Consider the following 25,423-nt stretch of genomic DNA (forward strand, 5'->3'; position numbering starts at 1 on the left):
TGTGCTTCCAAGGCTAAAGCTGAACATCTATCCACGTTACGTCATCTTCAACAGCGATAAAGTCGCTATCCGGTGCTGCCAACAAGCTGCTTTGCTGCGACTCCGTTAACTCCGCCCAGAAGCCATCGGTTACGAACACCAGTCGCTCACCGACGGCCAATTGGTGAAAAACAAAGTCAGGGTCCGGGACACGATTAACCTTCAGGCATCGGGTTACCCAGTTTCGAGCTGGATCTTGCGCCAGCTCACGGTGCGAACGGTCGCGCCTCCAATTGGCCTTGCAGTGGGGCGGCGTAATCCAATCGATCGTGCCTGCCGGTGTCACTACACCGCACGAACAGTCCCCCTCATACGCAAGCGTGAGCTTCCCATGAGCAGCAAAACCGACCAGGTAACAAGTGGTCCCTGTCTGGTCCGCAAACAAAATGGGGTGAAGCTCGGCCAGCACTGAACCAAGTACCCGCTCAACTGCTCCGTGCTCTGTGATATCGCCCCCCTGATCTATGTGTTTCGGGTAGGCGGATAAAACACCTTTTACGAAGCATTCAGCCAGTTGGCCACTACCGGGCTTCGACGTACCGTCCGTGATGACGAACAGCCCTCTGTCGCCGTCGCAGAGAGCTCCAGCACAGTCATGATTGGCTTTCCTGGTCCGTCCTACTACCGATCTGGTGTCGTATCTCATGCGTTGCCCAAGTCCTTCATCCGCATGTGGATGATTCGCCCTCTACCCGGATTAGCCTGCACCGAGCCCGAGCTTTCAATCACGTAGTCGATACCACTGAGCGCCGTGAGTTCTCGAATGCCAGCCGTGATGAATTCCTTGAGCTCAGACTCAGCTTGGCTAATTTCCTCCAGAAGCTCTGGACGACCATCAATCAAGATGATGATGTCTTCGACATCCTTGTGGTAGGGGTTGCCCTCACCGCGACCGCTAAAGGCCTCTAGTTTGGTGGCAAGAAAGTAGGTCGGTTTAAAGATCTGGATAACGATACCGCTGGGCAACGTAAATTTATCAGCCTTCGCCAGCCCTTCCACGAACCAACGATTGGCATATCCGAGAACAGCTGGGTCAGAAGGCATCACGTCGACGACGACGTCGTTGAAGCGAAAACGACAGTTGACCTCATCCTCGCCAGTGATCTTGAAATTCTTAACCGCCAGGCGTTCTGTGAGGCGTTGCCAGGCGCTAATGCCTGCCAGCTCGATCACGAGGTCGACATCATCGGTGAAACGAATGTCGTCCAGCACAGCAGTATCAGTGACCAGCATGGCCGTGGTGCAACCGCCGACAAAGGCAACCTCAGTGAGAAACGCCTCCCCCAAGCCGTCTGCAACAAATTCTATGAGCTCATAGTTGTGATCAGCGTTTGATGACATGTTATTTCAGCCCCATCCCTGCTTTTAGAATGTTAACCGCCACACCACACTCTCGCGGGCCACCAAGACGGATCGCATCAGCAAGCGCAAGATAGTGATAAAGGGTTCTGTCCCTCTTCACCGCTTCCGGCACCGTCTTGTAGAGCGGCTCTATCGCCTGACCACGCTCAGTTCCGAGTGCATCAGGCCAAACCGGAATCAACCCGCCAGCGCTCTTGATGCTTTTGGACAGGGCTGGCGCTGCGAAGCCTGTTGGAATACCGCGAACCATCGCGCCCGGCTTCACGGGAAAAAAGTATTTCAGAGCGTGCTCGGTGATTTTCAGCAGCTCTCGCCGATTAACTTTCGGAAGCCCGGTGTCGTAGTCATTGGCGAGCATTCCGGACTCACGACACCTAGCTATAGAGTTTGAAACCTCGCTTTTGCTTAGCCCAAGAGACGCAGATAACGCACGCAACGAGTAGCCTTCACTCCAGCTCGCCAGCGGCGGAGAAGGTACAGGCTCCGACCACCCTTCCCACCCATCCTCATCGCCCAAGGATGAGTCGAACTCCTGGCGGTGGAATACAGCTTCTTCACCATCAGCGGGATAGGTGATTAGCGGCTGCCCCACTCGCCCCCCTGCCGTCATTCCATTTATCTGCTGGGGCTTCAACAAATCCTCAACCATGTTCGAATTAGACTCAGATTCCATCTTTCCAAAGAGATTCTCTTCCTGGGCGTGCAGGCTGGCCATCTTGAACAAAAGCAAAATGTCTTGACTCTTCATGAAGCTAAAAACTCCAAGTGTCCACATTCCATAAAACGTGGACACTTGTCTCATTAGAAATATCGATCCGTCAAGTACTTTCGGTATTTATCAGTTTTCACTGGGAAACCTGCAGATCGCCTGGCAATTCGCGAACAGGTTGGATAGTGACAATTCCGGTTTCATTCGTCTGCTGCAACAACGCAAAAATCCAGCGAGTTGTAAAATCGCTCGCCGCGTTTAGTTTCGTTTACTTAAGGTGGCGAAATATCGGATGACGCCCGTAGACCTTGTAGGCAAACTCCGAATCGTGCTTTTTGGGCACTTTGATGCCTTGTTGCGCTTTTCTTCGACGGGATACTCTCCGGACTTCGCTGACCATTCAGCGATCGGGCTTGGAAACCCGTCGAACCGCAACGCTACAGCACCCTTCACGAATGCAGCCGATTTCATGGCAGCGATCTTGAGTAATGGCGGCTGTGCGTGGGACGCCTTCGGGCGTGCCGGTTCCTTGGTTCCCGGTTTTCCAACCTGCGTACAGCTGCCACCCATTCGCTTGGAAACGAACGTGGCAGCTTCTCGAACCCAGGAGTAAAACCATGACCAAAACAAATCAATCAGAACCCTCAGAGCTGAAAACCATCGGCCTCACCCCCTTCATCTACTGCTCGAACCAGGCACTGTTCCGTGTCAGTCGAGACGTTCCCCTCGGTGATGCGCTAGCCATGGCCTCTGATTTTCTGTTCCTTGCCAAGGAGCTGACTAAAGATGCTGCCTACGCCCGAGACACCGACCGACACGCCTGGGCCGCGCATTACCTGACGGCAATGTAAGGCAGTGATTGATGATGTAGTGAAGGTGCTGACGCCGCCACCTGCTCGGACAAAGGCTGAATCTAAAAAATAGCTGCCTAAGCGCGATTAAAGGCACCGAGACACCAGACACAAAAAAGCCCCCGCTACCGCAATGGCAACGGGGGCTTTTTGATCCGGCTTACATCTCTACCTGAGTCCCCAGCTCAATCACCCGGTTCAGCGGCAGATTGAAGAAGCGCAGGTTGCCATTGGCGTTCTGCAACATGAAGGCGAACAGCGTCTCACGCCAGCGTGCCATGCCTTCAAGTTTGGAAGCGATGACCGTCTCGCGGCTGAGGAAGTAGGTGGTGCGCATCGGGCTGAAGTCCAGTTCATCGAGATGACACAGCTTCAGCGCTTGCGGCACGTCCGGCTCGTCGACGAAGCCAAAGTGCAGGATCACCCGGAAGAAACCTTCGCCGTGGGATTCGACCTCGAAACGCCGTTGCGCAGGCACCCGCGGGATGTCTTCGTACACCACCGTCAGCAACACCACTTGCTCGTGCAGCACCTGGTTATGCAGCAGGTTGTGCAACAGCGCATGAGGCACGGCATCCGGCCGCGCCGTGAGGAACACGGCAGTACCCTGGACACGATGCGGTGGTTGCACGGCGATGCTGCTGATGAAGATCGGCAGCGGCAAGCCACCCTCGTCGAGACGGTCGACCAGCAGTTGCTTGCCGCGTTTCCAGGTGGTCATCAGCACAAACAGCGCGATACCGGCGATCACCGGGAACGCCCCGCCCTGAATAATTTTCGGTACGTTGGCAGCGAAGTACAGACCGTCCACCAACAGGAAACCGAGCAACAGCGGAACCGCGAGCACCGGAGGCCATTTCCACAGCAGTAATATCACCGCCGACACCAGAATGGTGGTCATCAGCATCGTCCCGGTCACGGCCACGCCGTAGGCCGAGGCCAAGGCACCGGAGGACTCGAAGCCCAACACCAACAGAATTACGCCGACCATCAGCGCCCAGTTCACCGCGCCAATATAAATCTGGCCTTGTTCGGCACTGGAGGTGTGCTGAATGTGCATGCGCGGAATGTAGCCGAGCTGGATCGCCTGACGGGTCAAGGAGAACGCACCGGAAATCACCGCCTGAGAGGCAATGACCGTGGCCAGGGTCGACAACCCCACCAACGGAATCAGTGCCCAACTTGGCGCCAGCAAGTAGAACGGGTTACGCGCCGCTTCCGGATCACCCAGCAGCAAGGCGCCCTGACCAAAATAATTCAGCACCAGCGCCGGCAGCACGAGGATGAACCACGCACGGGCAATCGGCTTGCGACCGAAGTGGCCCATGTCGGCGTACAGCGCTTCGGCGCCGGTCAGTGCCAGCACCACCGCGCCAAGAATGGTCACACCCATGCCTGGGTGTGCGACGAAGAAACGCACGCCCCAGACTGGGTTCATCGCTTGCAACACTTCCGGGTGTTGCAGGATGCCGTAGACACCCAGCGCCCCCAGCACCACAAACCAGGTCACCATGATCGGCCCGAACAGAATGCCGATCCGCGCGGTGCCGTGACGCTGAATCAGGAACAGCGCCACCAGCACGATCAACGACAGCGGCACCACCCAATGGTCAATGCCGTCAAATGCCAGCCCCAGGCCTTCAATAGCCGAGAGAACGGAAATCGCCGGCGTGATCATGCTGTCGCCGTAAAACAGCGCCGCACCAATCAGCCCGCAGACCACCAGAAACCCCCTCAACTTGGGATGCCCCGCCGCTGCCCGCCGAGCCAGTGCAGTCAAAGCCATGATCCCGCCTTCGCCTTGGTTGTCGGCGCGCAGTACGAACATCATGTACTTGATCGACACCACCCAGATCAGCGACCAGAAAATCAGCGCCAGAATCCCCAGCACCCCGTCATGATTGACGGGCACGCCATAGCCACCGGAAAACACTTCTTTGAGGGTGTACAGCGGGCTTGTGCCGATATCGCCATAAACCACCCCGACCGCCGCGACCAGCATGCCAATCGGCTTTGCCGCAGAATGCTCGGCACCCGCTGCCTGACTACTTGCCTGACCCATCCACCACTCCTACTACCCAGTACGGACTTCTTTGGAAGAAGCACTATGCTTTGCCGCGCAGCATGCGCTGTTTTACTTCACGTTACAGACGTTTTGTTGACTGTAAAAAATCGGTAAAGCGTAACGGCGCGAAGCATAGCGCAGCACTCGTCGTATTTCCCTGCATAAAGCTGGTCAAGTGAGCTCCCCATCGCTAGAATTGCGCACTTTTTGATCAGAGGCACACCGAGTGCCCGTCTGTCGCCTTGCCGTTCATGGCTGGAGGCGTCACAAAACACCGAGGTTAGACATGTCCACCACTCCTGCGCCGGCCAATCCAAAGGTTGGCTTCGTATCCCTGGGTTGCCCTAAAGCACTGGTCGACTCCGAGCGCATCCTTACCCAGCTGCGTATGGAAGGCTATGACGTTGTGTCCACTTATCAGGACGCTGACGTCGTGGTGGTCAACACCTGCGGTTTCATTGACTCGGCCAAGGCTGAGTCCTTGGAAGTGATTGGCGAAGCCATCAAGGAAAACGGCAAGGTCATCGTGACCGGCTGCATGGGCGTCGAAGAAGGCAACATTCGCAAGGTGCACCCGAGCGTGCTGGCCGTGACCGGTCCGCAGCAGTACGAGCAAGTGGTCAACGCCGTGCACGACGCCGTGCCGCCGCGTCAGGATCACAACCCGCTGATCGACCTGGTGCCGCCGCAAGGTATCAAGTTGACCCCGCGCCACTATGCGTACCTGAAGATTTCCGAAGGCTGCAACCACAGCTGCAGCTTCTGCATTATTCCGTCGATGCGCGGCAAACTGGTCAGCCGTCCGGTCGGCGACGTGCTCGACGAGGCCCAGCGCTTGGTCAAGGCCGGTGTCAAAGAGCTGCTGGTGATCTCGCAAGACACCAGCGCCTACGGCGTCGATGTGAAATACCGCACCGGTTTCTGGAACGGCGCGCCGGTGAAAACCCGCATGACCGAACTCTGCGAAGCCCTGAGTTCCCTCGGTGTCTGGGTTCGCTTGCACTACGTTTACCCTTACCCGCACGTTGACGAGCTGATTCCGCTGATGGCGGCCGGGAAAATCCTGCCGTACCTGGACATCCCGTTCCAGCACGCCAGCCCGAAAGTCCTGAAAGCCATGAAACGCCCGGCCTTCGAAGACAAGACCCTGGCCCGAATCAAGAACTGGCGCGAAATCTGCCCGGACCTGATCATCCGTTCGACCTTCATCGTCGGCTTCCCCGGCGAAACCGAAGAAGACTTCCAGTACCTGCTGAACTGGCTGACCGAAGCCCAACTCGACCGCGTCGGTTGCTTCCAGTACTCGCCTGTCGAAGGCGCACCGGCCAACCTGCTGGACGCGGCCATCGTGCCGGACGACGTCAAACAAGACCGCTGGGATCGCTTCATGGCGCACCAGCAAGCCATCAGTTCGGCTCGTCTGCAAATGCGCGTTGGCCGTGAAATCGAAGTGCTGGTGGACGAAGTCGACGAGCAAGGCGCCGTCGGCCGCTGCTTCTTCGATGCCCCGGAAATCGACGGCAACGTGTTCATCGACAACGGCAGCAACCTGAAACCAGGCGATAAAGTCTGGTGCAAAGTGACCGACGCCGACGAATACGACCTGTGGGCTGAACAGATCTAAACGCAAAAAATACGAAAAGCCCCGCTCTCTTGACAAGATGCGGGGCTTTTTTACGTCTATCGTTTTATGAGGAAAGGATTCTCAACATTCACAGAAACAGCGAGTAAAAAGAAGGAGCATCCGGCCATGCGCCAACATTCGGTCATCCACACGCCGAAACACAGCGACTACGAAGAGCTCACGCAAGTCTGGGAAGCCTCGGTGCGCGCCACCCATGACTTTCTGCCGGACCGCTACATCGAACTGCTGAAGAACCTGGTGCTGACCCGCTACCTCGACGCGGTGATGCTGATCTGCACCAAAGACTCGCGCCAGCGCATCACCGGGTTTGCCGGGGTGGCGGCGGGCAAGATCGAAATGCTCTTCATCGACCCGACTCACCGTGGCCAGGGCCTGGGCAAGCAGTTGCTACGCTATGCCATGGAACACCTGAATGCCGATGAACTGGACGTCAACGAACAGAACCCGCAAGCGCTGGGTTTCTACTTCAAACAGGGCTTCGAGGTGATCGGTCGCTCTGAGCATGACGGCATGGGCCAACCTTATCCGCTGCTGCACATGCGTCTGCGCCAAAACCAGCAACACTCGCGGCATGGCTGACACAGCGATGAACCACTGTGGGAGCGAGCCTGCTCGCGAAGGGGCCATCAGTTTCACATCAATGTTGACTGATAAACCGCTCTCGCGAGCAGGCTCGCTCCCACAAAAAGCTTTACTGCGCAAATGGACCCGCGATTAACCGGCGCCAGGCAGGTACAATGCCCACCCCTTTTTTGTTACGGCCCTGTCATGACTGACCCGATTCGTCTCTCCAAACGCCTCATCGAACTCGTCGGCTGTTCCCGTCGGGAGGCTGAGCTGTTCATCGAGGGCGGCTGGGTTACCGTGGACGGCGAAGTCATCGACGAGCCGCAGTTCAAGGTCGACACGCAAAAAGTCGAGCTTGATCCAGAAGCCAAGGCCACTGCGCCGGAGCCGGTGACCATCCTGCTGAACGTGCCCGTGGGCATGGATGCGGAAACGGCCATGGCGACGATCAGCGCCGAGACCTTGAGCGAAGAACATCGCTTCAGCAAACGTCCGCTCAAGGGCCACTTCCTGCGCCTGACCGCCAGCACCGACTTGCAGGCCAATGCCAGCGGTCTGCTGGTGTTCACCCAGGACTGGAAGATTCTGCGCAAACTCACCGCCGACTCCGCCAAGATCGAGCAAGAGTATGTGGTCGAAGTTGAGGGCGAGATGGTGGCGCACGGCCTTAACCGCCTGAACCACGGACTGACTTACAAGGGCAAGGAACTGCCGCCGGTCAAGGCCAGCTGGCAGAACGAAAACCGTCTGCGCTTTGCGATGAAGAACCCGCAACCGGGTGTGATCGCCCTGTTCTGCCAGGCCGTAGGCCTGAAGGTGGTCGCCATCCGCCGCATCCGCATTGGCGGCGTGTCCATCGGTAAAGTGCCGTTGGGGCAATGGCGCTACCTGTCCGGCAAAGAGAAGTTCTAATACTTTTCACGCCGCCACACTTTTCGGCGCCGCTGTGTATGCGGCGCCCACTGCTGAATATCAGGATTGCACACCATGATTCATAACGACGTACTGCGCAGCGTGCGCTACATGCTCGACATCAACGACAAGAAAGTCATCGAGATCATCAAGCTCGGCGGCATGGACGTGACCCTGGAAGACCTGGTGACGTACCTCGACAAGAAAGAGGAAGACGAGGAAGGCTTCGTACGCTGCCCGGACGAAGTCATGGCGCATTTCCTCGACGGACTGGTGACCTTCAAGCGCGGCAAGGACGAAAGCCGTCCGCCACAGCCGATCGAAGTGCCGGTGACCAACAACATCATCCTGAAAAAGCTGCGTGTGGCCTTCGAACTGAAAGAAGACGACATGCACGCGATTCTCAAGGCGTCCGAGTTCCCGGTGTCCAAGCCTGAGCTGAGCGCGCTGTTCCGCAAATTCGGCCACACCAACTACCGCCCGTGCGGCGACCAGTTGCTGCGCAACTTCCTCAAGGGCCTGACCCTACGCGTGCGCCCGCAGTAAGCGTCCGCCAGCCTTGAGCTGCAAACCTGTAGCTCAAGGCCAGGCTGTATAGACCCTCATTCCTCGCAAAAATAGTGGCTCCGATTCTGGCGGCTGACGACTAGGGTGTATTGACCCTCAGCTCTCAGGATTCGCCATGCACCCGTACTTTTCCCTGCAAGGCCGCACCGCTCTGGTGACCGGCGGCACCCGTGGTATCGGCAAAATGATCGCCAAGGCTTATGTCGAGGCTGGCGCCACTGTGTACGTGTGCGCCAGGGATGCCGAAGCCTGTCAGCAAACGGCTGATGAGCTGAGTGCGCTCGGTCACTGCCATGCCCTGGTGGCCAATCTCGCCACTGAAGAAGGCGTGCTTCAGTTGGCCACACAATTGGGAGAACAGATCACCCAGCTGGACATTCTGGTGAACAACGCCGGCACCACGTGGGGAGCGCCGTTGGAGAGCTACCCGGTCAAGGGCTGGGAAAAGGTCATGCAGCTCAACGTGACCTCGGTGTTCAACTGCATTCAACAGTTTTTGCCGCTACTGTGTAAGGCCGGTTCGCCAGCGAATCCGGCGCGGATCATCAACATCGGTTCAGTGGCCGGTATTTCGTCCTTCGGCGAACAGGCTTATGCCTACGGGCCGAGTAAAGCGGCCCTACATCAACTGTCTCGGATTCTCGCGCGGGAGCTGGTGAGCCAGCACATCAACGTCAACGTCATCGCACCGGGGCGCTTTCCGAGCAAGATGACTCAGCACATCGGCAACGATGAACAGGCGCTGGCCGACGACACGGCGTTGATTCCGATGAAGCGCTGGGGTCGGGAGGAAGAGATGGCGGCGCTGGCGATCAGTTTGGCGAGTACGGCTGGGGCGTACATGACCGGGAATATTATTCCTTTGGATGGTGGTTTCAGCCTCTAGATCGGCGGTGCGGCCATCGCAGGCAAGCCATGCTCCCACAGGGTTCTCGAGCGAACACAAATTTTGTGTACGCCATGAAACCTGTGGGAGCGTGGCTTGCCCGCGAAGAGGCCGGCTCAGCCACCACCAGACTTGAGGCCGGCCGGGTTATCATGCTCGCCCTCATCCCGCTTCGACCCCAAACCATGACTTACAGCGTTTCCCCCATCGGCTTCGTGCGCTCCTGCTTCAAGGAGAAGTTCGCCATCCCGCGCCAGCCACAACTGGCCCCGGCCGCTCGCGGCGTGCTGGAACTGGTGGCGCCGTTCGATCAGGGTGACGCCGTGCAAGGTCTGGAGCAGGTCAGCCATGTCTGGCTGCTGTTTCTGTTCCATCAGGCCCTGGAAGAAAAGCCACGACTGAAAGTGCGCCCTCCTCGCCTCGGCGGTAACAAATCCATGGGCGTGTTCGCCACCCGCGCGACGCATCGCCCCAATGGCATCGGCCAGTCAGTGGTGAAACTGGACAAGGTTGAAGCCAATCGGCTGTGGATATCGGGAATCGACCTACTCGACGGCACGCCGATTCTCGACATCAAACCCTACGTGCCTTATGCCGACATCATCGATACGGCCTCTAACAGCATCGCCAGCGCTGCGCCTCAGCTGATTCCCGTACAGTGGACAGATTCAGCGCTGCAACAGGCTCACGGGCATGCTCAGCGCCTTGAAGAACCGCTGGTGGCGTTGATCGAGCAATGCCTGGCACAAGACCCACGTCCGGCGTACCAGATTCCTACGCCCGAACGGGAATACGGCGCACAGTTCTGGGATCTGGATGTGCGTTGGCATTACCCCGAGGCGGGGGTGATCCGCGTTCTTGAAGTCATTCCTGCAAATGTCTGAATGCCAGAAACGAAAAAGCCCGCGCTACCTTCTCAGGCAACGCGGGCTGATCGTTCCCACGCTTCGCGTGGGAAGGCATCCAGTGACGCTCTGCGCCACCCAAACAACGTCCTACTTCTCGACGAACGCACGCTCGATCAGGTAATCACCCGGCTCGCGCATCCGCGGCGAAACTTTCAGGCCGAAGCTGTTCAACACTTCGCTGGTCTCGTCGAGCATGCTCGGGCTGCCGCACAGCATGGCGCGGTCGTCCTGCGGGTTGATCGGTGGCAGACCGATGTCGCTGAACAGCTTGCCGCTGCGCATCAGGTCGGTCAGGCGACCTTCGTTCTCGAACGGCTCGCGGGTCACGGTCGGGTAGTAGATCAACTTGTCACGCAGGGCCTCGCCGAAGAACTCATTCTGCGGCAGGTGCTCGGTGATGAATTCGCGGTAAGCGACTTCGTTGACGTAACGCACGCCGTGGCACAGGATCACTTTTTCGAAACGCTCGTAGGTTTCCGGGTCCTGGATGACGCTCATGAATGGCGCCAGACCGGTACCGGTGCTGAGCAGGTACAAATGTTTGCCAGGCTTCAAGTCATCCAGCACCAGCGTGCCAGTAGGCTTTTTGCTGATGATGATCTCGTCGCCTTCCTTCAGATGCTGCAGCTGGGAAGTCAACGGACCATCAGGCACCTTGATACTGAAGAATTCGAGATGCTCTTCCCAGTTTGGGCTGGCAATCGAGTAAGCGCGCATGAGCGGCCGGCCGCTGGGCTGTTGCAGGCCGATCATCACGAACTGACCGTTCTCGAAGCGCAGGCCCGGATCGCGGGTGCACTTGAAGCTGAACAGAGTGTCGTTCCAGTGATGAACACTGAGGACACGCTCGTGGTTCATGTTGCTCATGTACGTGGGACTCCTGGGATTTTGTCTGCGCATGCTCTGCGCCTGCTCAGCGAAAAGTGAGCTGCTGTGCGCAATTGCATCGCATTCTAATGGCAGCCACAATATCTGTTAACTGGATTATTAAGATAAGGGTTATCGGTTATATAGATATGCGATTTACTCTCCGTCAACTTCAGGTATTCGTCGCCGTCGCCCAGCAGGAAAGCGTATCCCGTGCCGCGGGTCTGCTCAACCTCTCGCAATCGGCGGCGAGCACCTCGATCACCGAGCTAGAGCGTCAGTCCAGCTGCCAGCTGTTCGACCGCGCCGGCAAACGGCTGAGCCTCAACGCTCTTGGCAAACAGCTGTTGCCGCAAGCGGTGGCGCTGCTCGATCAGGCCAAAGAAATCGAAGACTTGTTTAATGGCAAGTCGGGATTCGGCTCTCTGGCGGTCGGCGCGACCCTGACCATCGGCAATTACCTGGCCACCTTGCTGATCGGCAGCTTCATGCAGCGCCATCCGGAAAGCCAGGTGAAGCTGCACGTGCAGAACACTGCCAACATTGTGCAACAGGTTGCCCACTATGAAATTGATCTGGGTCTAATCGAAGGCGACTGCAGCCATCCGGACATCGAAGTGCAGAGCTGGGTCGAGGATGAGCTGGTAGTGTTCTGCGCGCCCCAGCATCCGCTGGCCAAACGCGGCTCGGCGACTATGGAAGAGCTGACCCACGAAGCCTGGATTCTGCGTGAACAGGGTTCTGGCACGCGACTGACCTTTGACCAGGCCATGCGTCACCATCGCAGCTCGCTGAATATCCGACTGGAGCTTGAACACACCGAGGCGATCAAGCGTGCTGTGGAGTCCGGGTTGGGGATTGGGTGCATTTCTCGCCTGGCACTGCGCGATGCATTTCGCCGTGGCAGCCTGGTGCCTGTGGAGACACCGGATCTGGACCTGGCGCGGCAATTCTATTTCATCTGGCACAAACAGAAATATCAGACGTCGGCTATGCGCGAATTCCTCGACCTGTGCCGCGCTTTCACCGCCGGGGTTCAACGCAGCGACGAGATTGTGCTGCCCACCATCGCTTAAAGCAGAATCACCGCCCACACCAGCGCGATCATGCTCAACGCCACGAACTGAGCGGCGCTGCCCATGTCCTTGGCGTTCTTGGACAGCGGGTGCAATTCGAGGGAAATGCGGTCGATGGCCGCTTCCACTGCCGAATTGAGCAATTCGACGATCAATGCCAGCAGACACACCGCAATCAGCAACGCCTGCTCGACGCGACTGACGTTCAGGAAGAACGACAGCGGGACCAAGATGACGTTGAGCAACACCAGTTGCCGAAAGGCCGCTTCGCCGGTGAAGGCAGCGCGCAGGCCGTCCAGGGAATAACCGGAGGCGTTAAGGATGCGTTTTAGACCGGTTTGGCCTTTGAAAGGTGACATAAAGTAGGCAACTGACCAAGAAGGAAGTGGGAAAGCTAGATTAAGCAAAGTCAAAAAAGCGTGAACATGCAGCGCCTTAGTGGTTCGAAATTGACTCAAGTTGTTGCAGGAGCAACGCCGCCTGAGTCCGGGTCCGCACATTCAGCTTGCGAAAAATCGCTGTCACGTGGGCCTTGATCGTCGCTTCGGAAACACTCAGCTCGTAGGCAATCTGCTTATTCAGCAAACCTTCACAGACCATGGTCAGGACACGAAACTGCTGGGGCGTGAGGCTCGCAAGGCCTTCGCTGGCGGCCTTGGCTTCGGCGGAAACGCTGACCGCCTCGAACGCCTGGGGCGGCCAAAACACATCACCATCGAGCACCGCGCGTACGGCTTTCTGAATGACGCTCAGGTCGCTGGACTTGGGAATGAAACCACTGGCGCCGAATTCACGGGACTTCACCATGATCGAAGCCTCTTCCTGGGCCGATACCATGACCACCGGAATCTGCGGATACTGACCGCGCAGCAGCACCAACCCAGAAAAACCGTAGGCCCCCGGCATGTTCAGGTCCAGCAGCACTAAATCCCAGTCGGACTTCTCGTCCAGACGGGTTTCCAACTCGGCAATGCTCGCTACTTCCACCAGACGGGCTTCGGGGCCCAGTCCCAGAGTCAACGCTTGATGCAGGGCGCTACGAAAAAGAGGGTGGTCATCGGCAATCAGGATTTCGTATGTGGCCATTTTTCAAATGATCCTGTTTTTCAAACAACTCGAGGTGCAGCCACGGAGCTGCACCAACAGGGCACGTTCAACGCCAATAACGTGGTTATTCACGTAAAGAATACGGCGTATCAAATTTCGGCCGCGCCCTAATCGGCGCCAAGCATGCCCAGCGAAGCCGGGGTGGTCAAGTTGCATGGCCTGTCCCGTTCCTTGCAGTATGGGCGACTCTCAGCTCGGGGCAGGCGCTGCGTTCTCAACGAAGGGCATCAGCTCAGCATGTGCCGGCGTTGAAACGTTCATTTCAAGCTGATGTTTGGCGTCGAGGTAATGTTGGCTGAACACGTCGAAATAAGCGTCCAGCGCCGACGCTGCCTCGGTATCACCCGCAAGATCGAGACACAGCGCCGCCACCTCGGCCGTGCACAAATGCTCGCTGCGGGTCGACCTGCGCAACCGGTACCGCGACAGCTTCTCGGGCAACAGGCTCAGGATCGGAAGCCGATCAAAGTAGGGGCTTTTACGGAAAATCTTCCGCGCTTCTGTCCAGGTGGCATCCAGCAGGATAAACAGCGGACGCTTCGAACTGTCGGCATCGACGCTGTTTGTGACACGCTCGGGTTGGACGTACTCACCCGGAAACACCAGATAGGGTTGCCATTGCGGGTCGGATAGCAGCGCCAGCAGTTGCTCATCAACCTCCGTACGCGACCAGATGAACGCATGGTTGTCGCGCACCACATCGGCGATCAGCCAACCGGTGTTGCTCGGCTTGAACACTTCCTTGTTGGTCATGATCAGGCACACGCCAGAGCGGGCCTCGACCTGCGGGCGCCAGGCGCACAGGCAATGGCTCTCGATCACGCGGCAGGCTCGGCAACGCGGCGCCCTCCAGCCTCGGGCCTGAATCGGCTTGACGCCTTCTTCCTCCCGCTCATCGCGCAAGCGGGCTACTGCATTTGCAGCAAAGCGTGGGGTGGCAGGGTTCATCGCAGGCAACGCTGGCAGGGGAAGAAAATCGACACAAAAACACTCGGCAGGGCAGAAAGTGGCGGCAGTTTATCAGAGCAGTCGGCGCAAGCCTGTACCGTCCAGGTCTCGTCCCCTATAATTCGCCGCCACTGAACGCACAGTCATGTGACGGGTCGAACCACCAGTCACTGAACCAGGAGAGTTTCATGCTGCGCCTTATCGTTCCCACCGCTGCAATTTTGCTGGCGTCGTCCTTCAGCGCTCAAGCTGCTTCCTTGAGTGAGCAGAATCTCAGCAGAGAGCTGCGAAACGTCGCCACACAAAGCAGTGCTGGCACTCCACGGGCGATCAACGAAGACATTCTTGATCAGGGCTACACCGTCGAAGGCAACACGCTGATCAACCATCTGAGCGTACAAAGCAGCCACGCCAACAAGATGCGTGCCGACCCGAAAGCCGTGTATTTCCAGCTGGGCGCTTCTGTGTGCAACAACCCATCGTTCCGCAAGCTGATGGCCAAGGGCGCGGTCATGCGTTACGACTTCACTGAGGTGAAGACTAACCGCTCGGTCGGCTCCGCCAGCTATCAGGAATCGGATTGTCCGAAAGCGGCCCCGACCAAGAAGAAATAATCAATGGGAATTGGCGCGCCGCTGTTCATCTTCGGCGCGCAGTTCTGCCACCAGCGCCTGCAAGTAACGTGAACGTCGGTCGGCCCCCTCCAGACGCCGGCAGCATTCCTCTTCGAGACTCACATGATGGGTCTCGGCCGATGACTTCAGTAATCGATACAGTTGCGTATCGATCTCCAGAATGACTCTGGCCATAGCTCTCGCCTCCTTGCACCTCGCCCTTGCTTGAGCGATAAAATCCTTGAACCGCTTGTACCGTGCGCCCTGCCTTTGAGCGCAAAGTTGTCGTGTCATGCCTGTCATTCAGTAAATCAGACTATCGCACACACGGACTGCGTTCAGACGAGCGGTGAAAGCACCTTGAAAATCGCCAATAAGCGGTTGCCAGGAAAGGCTTTACCGCGCAATGATCAAGTCAGCAAAAATCTCTGCGAGGGTCTAGATTCATAGTGTTCACGTTCACTTTTCAGGGCAGGAAGGGGGCCGCCCATTACACGTCTTGTTGTGCAAATGTTTCCTTCATCCAAGGGAAAAACAGAGCCTGTATGGAAGGAGAAGTTGATGCCTTACCAACCGAATGACCTCCTGAGCCGTCATTTTGAAGAAAGCGGCCACGACCTCATCAGCAAGGTCGAAGAGCAACTCAACCTGGTTTCACCCAACAGCCCGAACATTCCGATCTACCGAGATATGATCCTGACCGTGCTACGCATGGCCCAGGAAGATCACAACCGCTGGAATGCCAAGATCACCTTGCAAGCCCTACGCGAACTGGAACATGCCTTCCGTGCGCTGGAACAGTTCAGGGGGCGCCGCAAGGTCACCGTTTTTGGCTCGGCCCGAACACCGATAGAACATCCTTTATACGGTCTGGCCCGGGAGCTTGGCGCCGCACTGGCGCGCTCAGACCTGATGGTTATCACCGGTGCCGGTGGCGGCATCATGGCGGCGGCCCACGAAGGTGCCGGCCTGGCACACAGCCTGGGATTCAATATCACCCTGCCTTTCGAGCAGCATGCCAATCCCACCGTGAATGGCACCACCAACCTGCTGCCTTTTCACTTCTTCTTTACCCGCAAGCTGTTCTTCGTCAAGGAAGCCGATGCGCTCGTCCTGTGCCCTGGCGGTTTCGGCACCCTGGATGAAGCGCTGGAAGTGCTGACTCTGATCCAGACCGGTAAAAGCCCGCTGGTGCCCGTGATACTGCTGGACGCTCCCGGCGGCAAGTTCTGGCAAGGTGCGTTGGACTTCATTCACCATCAACTGGAGGAAAATCGCTACATCCTGCCGACCGATATGAAGCTCGTGAGCCTGGTCTATAGCGCGGAAGAGGCTGTGGAGCAGATCAACCAGTTCTACAGCAACTTCCACTCCAGCCGCTGGCTCAAGCATCAGTTCGTGATTCGCATGAATCACAAACTAAGCGATCAGGCACTCGAACACATGCAGGAGGCATTTGCCGACCTGTGTCTGAGCGATCATTTCCATCAACATGCCTACAGCGGAGAGGAACACGACGAACCGCAGTTCAGCCACCTGGCGCGACTAGCCTTCACCTTCAATGCGCGTGATCATGGTCGGCTGCGGGAACTGGTGGATTACATCAACCTGTCGGAAAACTGGGCGCAGTCCAAACCCCAGGAGCAACAGCGCACGCGGGAACCGTCCAAGGTTACGTAGGCAAAAAAACGGCCCGCTATCTAAATAGCGAGCTGTTTCAGTCAATCGTCCATCCCTCGGCCGCTGAACAAGCGGCTGATCATTTCCATGGAATATCCCCGATAACTCAGGAACCTGCCCTGTTTGGCACGCTCCCGGACGTCTATCGGTAAATGCCCGGAAAACTTTCGCCGCCAGGTGTCTTCCAGTTGTTCCTGCCAGTTGAAACCGCTCTCGCGCAAAGCGAGTTCGATGTCGGTACGTTGCAGGCCGCGCTGACTCAACTCTTCACGAATACGCAAAGGACCATAGCCGGAACGGGCGCGGTAAGAAACAAAGCTTTCGAGATAACGGGACTCGGACAGCAGACCTTCTTCCGTCAAACGGTCGAGTGCCGTGTCGATCATTTCAGGGAGGGCGCCGCGTTGACGCAGTTTACGCGTCAACTCGACTCGACCGTGCTCGCGTCGCGCGAGCAGGTCCATTGCGGTTCGCCGCACCGCGACGAGTGTATCGAGTACGGCGGTCATCGGATCAATCAGATATCAGCGTCAGCCAGGTCATCAGCAGTCTCTTTGACTGGCGATGCTTTGACGTCCGGTGCTGGAGTCAGCAGCTTGTCGCGCAACTGCTTCTCAAGTTTCTTGGCGATTTCCGGGTTGTCCGCCAGGAACTTGGCCGAGTTGGCCTTGCCCTGACCGATCTTGGTGCCTTCGTAGGCATACCAGGCACCGGACTTCTCAACGAAACCGTGCAGCACGCCGAGGTCGATCATCTCGCCGTTGAGGTAAATACCCTTGCCGTAAAGAATCTGGAACTCGGCCTGACGGAACGGCGAAGCCACCTTGTTCTTCACAACCTTGACGCGGGTTTCGCTACCAACCACTTCATCACCTTCTTTCACCGCGCCAGTACGGCGGATGTCCAGACGAACCGAAGCGTAGAACTTCAGCGCGTTACCACCGGTGGTGGTTTCCGGACTGCCGAACATCACGCCGATTTTCATACGGATCTGGTTGATGAAGATAACCAGGCAGTTGGCGTTCTTGATGTTACCGGTGATTTTACGCAGCGCCTGGGACATCAGACGGGCTTGCAGGCCCACGTGCATGTCACCCATTTCGCCTTCGATTTCAGCTTTTGGAACCAGAGCGGCCACGGAGTCGACAATGATCACGTCAACCGCGTTGGAACGCACCAGCATGTCGGTGATTTCCAGGGCTTGCTCGCCGGTGTCCGGCTGCGAAACCAGCAGGTCGTCGACATTGACGCCCAGTTTGCCGGCATATTCAGGGTCGAGGGCGTGTTCGGCGTCGACGAATGCGCAGGTCGCGCCAGCTTTTTGAGCCTGGGCGATCACCGACAGTGTCAGCGTGGTTTTACCGGAGGATTCAGGACCGTAGATTTCAACGATACGGCCTTTTGGCAGACCGCCAATGCCGAGCGCGATGTCCAGACCCAGAGAGCCAGTGGAGATAGCCGGGATCGCCTGACGGTCCTGATCGCCCATACGCATTACGGCACCCTTGCCGAATTGACGTTCGATCTGACCCAGGGCCGCAGCCAAGGCTTTCTTCTTGTTGTCGTCCATTAAAGTCCTCACGTAATCAATAAGGCCTGACGGCCAACACCTGTATAAGTAGCCAGTATTATTCCACAGCGTTTCAGGATCGCCTACCCCTGATTTGAGATTTCTCCAGCGGCATGGCGCAGCAGCCCCTCTAGCGCGGCCTTCACCGTTTGTCGGCGGACCTCGTCACGACTACCGGGAAAGTGCTGCACCTCGCTGAACAGTTGCTCGCCAACGCCCCAGGCCAGCCACACGGTGCCCACCGGCTTGCTCGGCGAACCGCCATCCGGCCCCGCCACACCGCTGACCGCCACGGCAAAACGCGCCTGGCATTTTTCCTGCGCGCCTCGGACCATGGCCTCGACCACCTCGCGACTGACCGCCCCCACGGTAGAAAACAAATCGATCGGGACATCCAATTGCTGGGTTTTCTGGCGGTTGGAGTAGGTGACATAACCGGCCTCGAACCACGCTGAGCTGCCCGGAATCCGGGTGATCGCCTCGCTGATCCCGCCACCGGTGCAGGACTCGGCGGCAGTGACGTGGGCATTGAGAACCTGCAAACGCCTGCCAAGTTCAGCGGCCAGTTGGGTGATTTCTTTCACGGTCATCTCCTGAGCAAGCGGAATGAGAACTACCGTACACGAGCGGATAACGCTTGCAAGGCGCAGGATCGATCAAAATGTTAGCGAAGCGCCAAGACAGCAACACCGGGCCACCGGCCAACACAACCAGCAATACAACAACACCTTTCGCTCGGTAAGACGCTGGAGTCAAACCAAAGGCTGGCATAACTCCGCCCTCGCCCGCGCCCAGAGCTGCAGGCGGTCTTGCAGTCCGTTCAGACCGCCATTGATCCGACAGGTATGCTGTTGAGCTGGTCACGGTCGGCCAGTTCATTGAGGCCAGCCATAGCGGTGTTGAGAGCGGAAATGAAAACGCCCACTTGGGTGGGAGCGTTCGGCATAACGTTCTATAGCTGTTGTCGTGTAATAGTCATGACGCCCCCCTGAAACAAGGCGAGAGTCCGGTTCCCATTTATAGGCAGCAGCGTGCGAAAAACACGCTGCTGTAGATAAAGCCATTTCAATAACGTTAATTAACTCAAACCGATTAACTTCTTTAGTTGAATCACGCTTTCACCGGACAAAAAAAAACCGCTGTCGGCGGGTTTTAGTGAAAGTTACTCCCCATGAAAAACCCGCATCCTTGCGGGTCGGATGCCGGTCGGCACCGCTGTTCGCCACTCCATTGGGCTTTGTGTTCAGTGATCCTGGCCGGTATCTCGCGGCGGCACTTCGCAAACGCCAATACGTTTGGCTGCCCAGCGTTCATAAAGACCAATGGCAACGTCTGCCCCTGCCATCGCCGTGAGGCAACCGAACGCGCAAGCCGTCCAGATCGACACGCCGGCGGCATACAGCAGCATGATTGCCGAGATCCCGCAGACCATGCAGGCCCCGGATCGCAAGGCCAGACGTCGCAGCAATGACCAGCCGCGAGCGCCTTCCTTGTCGGCGCGCCACATCTCGCCGGACACTCCGCCCACCAGGGCGAGGACGATGACGAGCCAGATCGGCATCTCCAGCAACGCCTGTTGCTCGATTGACATGTCACACCTCCTGGGGGTGATTGATGAGTGATGTGTGTGTCTTTCAAACGGTGTCTCTTGAGGTGCCCGACGGTAGGTTGGCATTCCAAAAAGCCCGGTATTGGCCGTAACGCTGTTCACTTAAGGTTGGGGTACATATCCGTTTCTGCGGTAACGGCGGCTAGCGGTTTCGCTCTTACAGCGAGTCACTTTGAAAAGCCCAAAGTAACCAAACGCTTTTGCCCCGCCATTCGGTGCCTCGCTTAGACTCGGCATGCCCTCACTCCGGCATTGCTCCGGGGGCCCGCCGCCATCGGCCATCCATGGCCGGGGGCGGCTACCGCGGCATCCTTGCCGCGGTGCCCCCTGCGCAACGCCTGCGTTCGGCCTCTGGGAAAGGGGCGGCAGATCTGAAGCCAAAGCAAAGCAACAGCAACGGCAAGATCAAAAGATCGCAGCCTCGCTTCGCTCGACAGTTCCTACAGGTAATGCGTTCACTTGAAGCCAGGCCGGCCGGTAGGCCGCCTCGCTTTGGCGTTTGCGGTGCACGCCCCCTCACGCCCTGAGCCTCTCCGTCAACCCGGCATGGATGCCGGGTTAGCCGCCCCCGGCCATGGATGGCCGATGGAGTGAGGGCATGCCAAGCCTGGGCGAGGCACCGAACGAAAGGGGCAAGAGCCTGGCCAAGAGCCCTTGGTTACTTGGGGCTTTTCCAAGTGACCTGCTTTAAGAGCAGAACCATAAGCCGCCGTTACGCAGAAACGGATATGTACACGATCAACAAAAGACAGGTCGGCCGCTTCGCTTTTGCTTTTGATCCACCGCCCCCCTCGCTACGCATGTGTGTGTGTGTGTGCTTGGAAACACCGAGCTAAAGTGAACAGCATTGCGGTATTGGCCGGGCTTTTCAGTAATGCGGTCCTTCGCGTTGACCTTTCGGCGCTACTGGCGCGATACGGATCGATTCAACTTTTGTTTTTCCGACCGCGGTCCCTGCCCGCCGGATAACTGCTTCTGGTGCTTTACGCTGCACACCCGGGTCAGTTGCCAACCCTCTGAACCGTTGAGGCCGGTTCATCGCTGCCTTTGTGGTGGAACTAAAGAGCTTCGTTTCGAGCCGCTTTGTTGAGCGGCTTGAGACAAAGAATATGCATGTATGCATATACAGTCAATGCATAAATGCATTTATTTATGCACTGTCAATGCACTGGCGCATGAAAGTCCCGCAGGCAAAGGCGCTGACGGCTTTTCGACAGGCGAAAAAAAACCCGCTCGGTGGCGGGTTTTATCTGACAACGTTGAGGTTAACGGGCGTACATGCCCCACCAGAAGACGTGACCGAGGATGACAATCTGCTCTTCCTGGATTTCCTGGAAGGTGTAGTCCTCGTCCGGATGTTCATCGCGATTGAAGCTGCGCAAGCGTATCCCGGTAGGCAGGCGATAAAGCTGTTTCACCCGCAGCTGGCCGTTATGGTTGATGGCATAAAGGTCGCCATCCACGATATCGCCGATCCCGCACTTGCCGGCATTAACGCCGACGGTGGCGCCGTCGCGCAGTACCGGCAACATACTGTTGCCGCGCACCGTCACGCATTTGGCCTGATCGAACTGAACGCCGTTGTGGCGCAGACTGCGCTTGCCGAAGCGCAGGCTAGAGCGCTCGCTCTCTTCGATGACGAACCTTCCTGATCCTGCAGCCAATTCAACCTCGCGAAGAAAGGGGACCGATACCTCATCATCATCGACGGGCGTATCATCGTCCCACAGACTTATGTCCTTGAGTTCCGAATGCAATTGATCGCGCCCGGTGCTGGCTGCCGGCGCGACATCCGCACGGCCCCGCAACTGGTCGGTGCTCACGGCGAAGTACTCGGCGATCTTCGAGATGTGTTTATCCGAGGGATCGACGATTTTCCCGCCGAGAATCCGCGAGAGAGTGGATTGAGGCACGCCGATGCGACGGTGAAGCTCCGTGGGGGAGATCCCGTGGTGATCGAGCAGTGCTCTTAAGACGGTAGAAACATTGCGTTTTTGCATAAAGCGCATAGTGCGTGTTCTTTTTGCGGAAGACAAATGCCAAATTGCATAAACAGCGCATAAGCCGTGCATAAACAGGAGAAATCTATCGCGGGGCTTTCATGCCTGCGTCGGGTGGACCGCCCATGTTAACCTTGCGCCCATCGCGGAAAAGCCGGGCCGATGCCCCTCCTTTGCCTTACACCTTTCAACGAATTTGCCTGATTATCCGATGAATAAAGCACTCTCCGATCTGTCCTCCCACACGCCAATGATGCAACAGTACTGGCGCCTGAAGAACCAGCACCCTGACCAGCTGATGTTCTACCGCATGGGCGACTTTTACGAGATCTTCTATGAAGACGCGAAGAAAGCCGCCAAGTTACTGGACATCACCCTGACTGCCCGCGGGCAGTCGGCCGGTCAGGCGATTCCGATGTGTGGGATTCCTTACCATGCCGCGGAAGGCTACCTGGCGAAACTGGTGAAGCTCGGCGAGTCGGTGGTGATCTGTGAGCAGGTCGGCGACCCGGCCACCAGCAAAGGGCCAGTGGATCGTCAGGTGGTGCGAATCATCACACCCGGTACGGTCAGTGATGAAGCGCTGCTGGATGAGCGTCGGGATAACCTGATCGCGGCGGTGCTGGGTGACGAGCGACTGTTCGGTCTCGCCGTGCTGGACATCACCAGCGGCAACTTCACCGTGCTGGAAATCAAGGGCTGGGAGAATCTGCTGGCAGAACTGGAGCGGGTCAATCCGGTGGAACTGATGATTCCGGATGACTGGCCCAAAGACCTGCCGGCGGAGAAACGTCGTGGGGTTCGTCGCCGTGCGCCGTGGGATTTCGAGCGCGATTCGGCGCTGAAAAGTCTTTGCCAGCAATTTTCCACTCAAGACCTGAAAGGTTTCGGCTGCGAAAACCTGACCCTGGCCATCGGCGCTGCCGGTTGCCTGCTCAGCTACGCCAAGGAAACCCAGCGCACCGCCCTGCCCCATTTGCGCAGTCTGCGGCATGAACGCCTGGACGATACCGTGGTGCTGGACGGCGCGAGCCGCCGCAACCTCGAACTGGACACCAATCTGGCGGGCGGGCGCGACAACACACTGCAATCGGTGGTCGATCGCTGCCAGACCGCCATGGGCAGTCGTCTTCTGACCCGCTGGCTGAATCGCCCGCTGCGGGATCTGACCGTATTGCTGGCACGCCAGACCTCGATTACCTGCCTGCTCGACGCCTACCGTTTCGAAAAGCTGCAACCGCAGCTCAAGGAGATCGGCGACATTGAGCGGATCCTGGCGCGAATCGGCCTGCGCAATGCCCGTCCTCGTGACCTGGCTCGCCTACGCGATGCGCTTGGTGCATTGCCTGAGTTGCAAGTGGCGATGACTGAGCTGGAAGCTCCACACATCATTCAACTGGCGAAAACCACCAGCACCTACCCGGAACTGGCGGCACTGCTGGAAAAAGCCATCATCGACAACCCGCCCGCGGTGATCCGAGACGGCGGCGTGTTGAAAACCGGTTACGACGCCGAGTTGGACGATTTGCAATCGCTCAGCGAAAACGCCGGGCAGTTCCTGATCGACCTCGAAGCCCGTGAAAAGGCCCGCACCGGCTTGTCTCATCTGAAAGTCGGTTACAACCGCATTCACGGCTACTTCATCGAGTTGCCAAGCAAGCAGGCTGAGTCGGCGCCGGCAGACTATATCCGTCGCCAGACGCTGAAAGGTGCCGAGCGCTTCATTACACCAGAACTGAAGGCGTTCGAAGACAAGGCGCTGTCGGCGAAGAGCCGTGCCTTGGCTCGCGAGAAGATGCTCTACGAAGCACTGCTCGAAGATTTGATCGCCCAGTTGCCACCGCTGCAGGACACCGCCGCGGCACTGGCCGAGCTGGACGTGCTGAGCAACCTCGCCGAGCGTGCGCTGAACCTCGATCTGAACTGCCCGCACTTCGTCAGTGAGCCGTGCATGCGCATCAGCCAGGGTCGTCACCCGGTGGTCGAGCAAGTCCTGACCACGCCGTTCGTGGCCAACGACCTGAGCCTGGACGACAACACCCGCATGCTGGTGATCACCGGTCCGAACATGGGCGGTAAATCCACCTACATGCGCCAGACCGCTTTGATCGTATTGCTGGCACACATCGGCAGTTTCGTGCCAGCGGCCAGTTGCGAGTTGTCTCTGGTGGACCGGATCTTTACCCGGATTGGTTCCAGCGATGACCTTGCTGGCGGGCGCTCGACCTTCATGGTCGAAATGAGTGAAACCGCGAACATTTTGCACAACGCCACCGAGCGCAGCCTGGTGCTGATGGACGAAGTCGGTCGCGGCACCAGTACCTTTGACGGTCTGTCCCTGGCGTGGGCTGCGGCCGAACGCCTGGCACATCTGCGGGCATACACGCTGTTTGCCACCCACTACTTTGAGCTGACCGTGTTGCCGGAAGCCCAGCCGTTGGTGGCCAACGTGCACCTCAATGCCACTGAGCACAATGAGCGGATCGTGTTCCTGCATCACGTGCTGCCCGGACCTGCAAGCCAGAGCTATGGCCTCGCCGTTGCGCAGTTGGCCGGCGTACCAAGTGAAGTGATCGTACGCGCTCGTGAACACCTGGGCCGACTGGAAGCCACCGCCCTGCCCCATGAAGTGCCGAAGCCAACCAAGGGCAAACCCGCCGCGCCGCAGCAGAGCGATATGTTCGCCAGCCTGCCGCATCCGGTGCTGGATGAACTGGCAAAGCTCAATCTGGACGACATGACCCCGCGTCGTGCGCTCGAAATGCTCTATACACTTAAGACACGGATCTAACGCACTGGCCTGCAAGCTGTTAGAATCTCGCGCGGTTTGGGATGCTGCTGATTAATAGCCTGACCAGCAGACTATCGCTCCCAAACCTGGCGACCCCAACGTGAAGGGGCTCCGCTGCCGCCGCCTGAGGAGAAAATTAGAATGACCTTCGTCGTCACCGACAACTGCATCAAGTGCAAGTACACCGACTGCGTAGAAGTCTGTCCGGTGGACTGCTTTTACGAAGGCCCGAACTTCCTGGTGATTCACCCGGATGAGTGCATCGACTGCGCACTGTGCGAACCAGAATGCCCTGCCGTGGCCATCTTCTCCGAAGATGAAGTCCCGGATGACATGCAGGAATTTATTCAGTTGAACGTTGAGCTGGCGGAAATCTGGCCCAACATCACCGAGAAGAAAGAATCGATGCCCGATGCCGAAGAGTGGGATGGCGTCAAAGGCAAGATCAAAGACCTCGAACGCTGATTACTCCCGCGTTCTCGAAAAGGCCCCTCGCGGGCCTTTTTGCTTTTCTGCAGGCAAAAAAAGGGGCGGTTTGACCCGCCCACATTTTTTCCCTATTCCCTGTATTCCTTTTCATCGTCCTGATGAATCGCTTCCTGCGATGTCCTTTCCCCTCATCCTTGAAGGGCGTGTCTGTCCGTCGACAC

Annotated in this window: 25 protein-coding genes and 2 pseudogenes; 12 read left to right on the forward strand and 15 right to left on the reverse strand. The window is 57.8% G+C overall.

Going from position 1 to position 25,423, the window contains the following annotated elements:
* Positions 1–13 precede the first annotated feature (13 nt).
* Genes ACYZTR_RS22110 through ACYZTR_RS22120 form a run of 3 tightly spaced genes read right to left on the reverse strand, consistent with a single transcriptional unit; the run spans position 14 to position 2,149 of the window.
* Complete coding sequence (locus tag ACYZTR_RS22110; protein ID WP_461973820.1) at positions 14–685, reverse strand: PP2C family protein-serine/threonine phosphatase; 672 nt, start codon at positions 683–685, stop codon at positions 14–16.
* The gene (locus ACYZTR_RS22115; protein WP_461973822.1) at positions 682–1,380 is read right to left on the reverse strand and encodes a hypothetical protein; all 699 of its coding nucleotides are present in this window, start codon (positions 1,378–1,380) and stop codon (positions 682–684) included. The genes ACYZTR_RS22110 and ACYZTR_RS22115 overlap by 4 nt, the downstream gene beginning before the upstream one ends.
* A gap of 1 nt (position 1,381) precedes the next feature.
* Positions 1,382–2,149 (reverse strand): MarR family transcriptional regulator, encoded by a 768-nt coding sequence (locus ACYZTR_RS22120; RefSeq protein ID WP_461973824.1) that lies wholly within the window; start codon positions 2,147–2,149, stop codon positions 1,382–1,384.
* Positions 2,150–2,727: 578 nt separating this feature from the next.
* Here ACYZTR_RS22120 and ACYZTR_RS22125 point away from each other — a divergent pair.
* Positions 2,728–3,034: pseudogene (locus ACYZTR_RS22125) on the forward strand (DUF3077 domain-containing protein).
* Positions 3,035–3,121: 87 nt separating this feature from the next.
* On the opposite strand, the gene ACYZTR_RS22130 reads toward ACYZTR_RS22125, so the two are convergent.
* Positions 3,122–5,023, reverse strand: a complete 1,902-nt coding sequence (locus ACYZTR_RS22130; RefSeq protein WP_461973826.1) for a potassium transporter Kup — start codon at positions 5,021–5,023, stop codon at positions 3,122–3,124.
* Between the two features lie 289 nt (positions 5,024–5,312).
* Here ACYZTR_RS22130 and rimO point away from each other — a divergent pair, with 289 nt between their 5' ends.
* The 6 genes from rimO to tsaA all read left to right on the forward strand — a co-directional run bounded on the left by rimO (position 5,313) and on the right by tsaA (position 10,487).
* Positions 5,313–6,650: a 30S ribosomal protein S12 methylthiotransferase RimO gene (gene rimO, locus ACYZTR_RS22135; protein ID WP_461973828.1), complete on the forward strand. Its 1,338-nt coding sequence runs from the start codon at positions 5,313–5,315 to the stop codon at positions 6,648–6,650.
* Between the two features lie 126 nt (positions 6,651–6,776).
* Positions 6,777–7,250, forward strand: a complete 474-nt coding sequence (locus tag ACYZTR_RS22140; protein WP_461973830.1) for a GNAT family N-acetyltransferase — start codon at positions 6,777–6,779, stop codon at positions 7,248–7,250.
* Between the two features lie 189 nt (positions 7,251–7,439).
* Positions 7,440–8,150, forward strand: a complete 711-nt coding sequence (locus ACYZTR_RS22145; protein ID WP_401118818.1) for an rRNA pseudouridine synthase — start codon at positions 7,440–7,442, stop codon at positions 8,148–8,150.
* Between the two features lie 75 nt (positions 8,151–8,225).
* Positions 8,226–8,696: a YehS family protein gene (locus tag ACYZTR_RS22150; RefSeq protein WP_461973832.1), complete on the forward strand. Its 471-nt coding sequence runs from the start codon at positions 8,226–8,228 to the stop codon at positions 8,694–8,696.
* Positions 8,697–8,832: 136 nt separating this feature from the next.
* On the forward strand, positions 8,833–9,603 hold the full coding sequence (locus ACYZTR_RS22155; RefSeq protein WP_461973834.1) for an SDR family oxidoreductase: 771 nt from the start codon (positions 8,833–8,835) through the stop codon (positions 9,601–9,603).
* Between the two features lie 185 nt (positions 9,604–9,788).
* A complete protein-coding gene (gene tsaA, locus ACYZTR_RS22160) occupies positions 9,789–10,487 on the forward strand; it encodes a tRNA (N6-threonylcarbamoyladenosine(37)-N6)-methyltransferase TrmO (RefSeq protein ID WP_461973836.1) in 699 nt (232 codons plus the stop codon).
* Positions 10,488–10,598: 111 nt separating this feature from the next.
* On the opposite strand, the gene fpr is transcribed toward tsaA, so the two are convergent.
* Positions 10,599–11,378, reverse strand: a complete 780-nt coding sequence (gene fpr / locus ACYZTR_RS22165; protein ID WP_282376913.1) for a ferredoxin-NADP reductase — start codon at positions 11,376–11,378, stop codon at positions 10,599–10,601.
* Positions 11,379–11,527: 149 nt separating this feature from the next.
* Between fpr and ACYZTR_RS22170 the strand changes: the two genes are divergently transcribed.
* Positions 11,528–12,454, forward strand: a complete 927-nt coding sequence (locus tag ACYZTR_RS22170; RefSeq protein WP_461973838.1) for a LysR family transcriptional regulator — start codon at positions 11,528–11,530, stop codon at positions 12,452–12,454.
* On the opposite strand, the gene ACYZTR_RS22175 is transcribed toward ACYZTR_RS22170, so the two are convergent.
* The 3 genes from ACYZTR_RS22175 to ACYZTR_RS22185 all read right to left on the reverse strand — a co-directional run bounded on the left by ACYZTR_RS22175 (position 12,451) and on the right by ACYZTR_RS22185 (position 14,509).
* Positions 12,451–12,813, reverse strand: coding sequence for a diacylglycerol kinase (locus ACYZTR_RS22175; protein ID WP_282376914.1), 363 nt, complete (start codon positions 12,811–12,813; stop codon positions 12,451–12,453). The two genes, ACYZTR_RS22170 and ACYZTR_RS22175, sit on opposite strands and share 4 nt — an antisense overlap.
* Before the next feature lie 76 nt (positions 12,814–12,889).
* Positions 12,890–13,540: a response regulator transcription factor ErdR gene (gene erdR, locus ACYZTR_RS22180; protein WP_461973841.1), complete on the reverse strand. Its 651-nt coding sequence runs from the start codon at positions 13,538–13,540 to the stop codon at positions 12,890–12,892.
* Between the two features lie 210 nt (positions 13,541–13,750).
* Entirely contained in the window at positions 13,751–14,509 is a 759-nt protein-coding gene (locus ACYZTR_RS22185) for a tRNA-uridine aminocarboxypropyltransferase (RefSeq protein WP_461973843.1), read from the reverse strand.
* Between the two features lie 188 nt (positions 14,510–14,697).
* Here ACYZTR_RS22185 and ACYZTR_RS22190 point away from each other — a divergent pair, with 188 nt between their 5' ends.
* Complete coding sequence (locus tag ACYZTR_RS22190) at positions 14,698–15,123, forward strand: PA3611 family quorum-sensing-regulated virulence factor (RefSeq protein WP_461973845.1); 426 nt, start codon at positions 14,698–14,700, stop codon at positions 15,121–15,123.
* On the opposite strand, the gene ACYZTR_RS22195 is transcribed toward ACYZTR_RS22190, so the two are convergent.
* Complete coding sequence (locus tag ACYZTR_RS22195) at positions 15,124–15,318, reverse strand: hypothetical protein (RefSeq protein WP_461973847.1); 195 nt, start codon at positions 15,316–15,318, stop codon at positions 15,124–15,126. It abuts the gene before it with no gap.
* Positions 15,319–15,684: 366 nt separating this feature from the next.
* On the opposite strand from ACYZTR_RS22195, the gene ACYZTR_RS22200 reads away from it, so the two are divergent.
* Positions 15,685–16,803, forward strand: coding sequence for an LOG family protein (locus ACYZTR_RS22200; RefSeq protein WP_461973849.1), 1,119 nt, complete (start codon positions 15,685–15,687; stop codon positions 16,801–16,803).
* A 41-nt stretch (positions 16,804–16,844) separates the two neighbouring features.
* Here the strand turns inward: ACYZTR_RS22200 and recX are convergent, their stop codons facing one another.
* From recX to ACYZTR_RS22230, 6 genes and pseudogenes are all read right to left on the reverse strand, one after another.
* Complete coding sequence (gene recX, locus ACYZTR_RS22205) at positions 16,845–17,312, reverse strand: recombination regulator RecX (protein WP_461973851.1); 468 nt, start codon at positions 17,310–17,312, stop codon at positions 16,845–16,847.
* An 8-nt stretch (positions 17,313–17,320) separates the two neighbouring features.
* A complete protein-coding gene (gene recA / locus ACYZTR_RS22210) occupies positions 17,321–18,373 on the reverse strand; it encodes a recombinase RecA (protein ID WP_150709927.1) in 1,053 nt (350 codons plus the stop codon).
* Between the two features lie 83 nt (positions 18,374–18,456).
* Entirely contained in the window at positions 18,457–18,957 is a 501-nt protein-coding gene (locus tag ACYZTR_RS22215) for a CinA family protein (RefSeq protein WP_461973853.1), read from the reverse strand.
* A gap of 168 nt (positions 18,958–19,125) precedes the next feature.
* Positions 19,126–19,259: pseudogene (locus ACYZTR_RS22220) on the reverse strand (glycoside hydrolase family 19 protein); the annotation flags it as partial.
* A 357-nt stretch (positions 19,260–19,616) separates the two neighbouring features.
* Positions 19,617–19,964 carry a phage holin family protein gene (locus ACYZTR_RS22225; RefSeq protein WP_461973855.1) on the reverse strand — a complete coding sequence of 116 codons (348 nt, stop codon included), beginning with the start codon at positions 19,962–19,964 and terminating at the stop codon, positions 19,617–19,619.
* A gap of 1,283 nt (positions 19,965–21,247) precedes the next feature.
* Positions 21,248–21,982, reverse strand: a complete 735-nt coding sequence (locus ACYZTR_RS22230; protein WP_461979836.1) for an XRE family transcriptional regulator — start codon at positions 21,980–21,982, stop codon at positions 21,248–21,250.
* 211 nt (positions 21,983–22,193) lie between these two features.
* Here ACYZTR_RS22230 and mutS point away from each other — a divergent pair, with 211 nt between their 5' ends.
* The gene (mutS, locus tag ACYZTR_RS22235; protein ID WP_461973857.1) at positions 22,194–24,773 is read left to right on the forward strand and encodes a DNA mismatch repair protein MutS; all 2,580 of its coding nucleotides are present in this window, start codon (positions 22,194–22,196) and stop codon (positions 24,771–24,773) included.
* 141 nt (positions 24,774–24,914) lie between these two features.
* Positions 24,915–25,238, forward strand: coding sequence for a ferredoxin FdxA (fdxA, locus tag ACYZTR_RS22240; protein ID WP_461973859.1), 324 nt, complete (start codon positions 24,915–24,917; stop codon positions 25,236–25,238).
* Positions 25,239–25,423: the final 185 nt, after the last annotated feature.

This window comes from Pseudomonas sp. Hz4 (assembly GCF_054898165.1).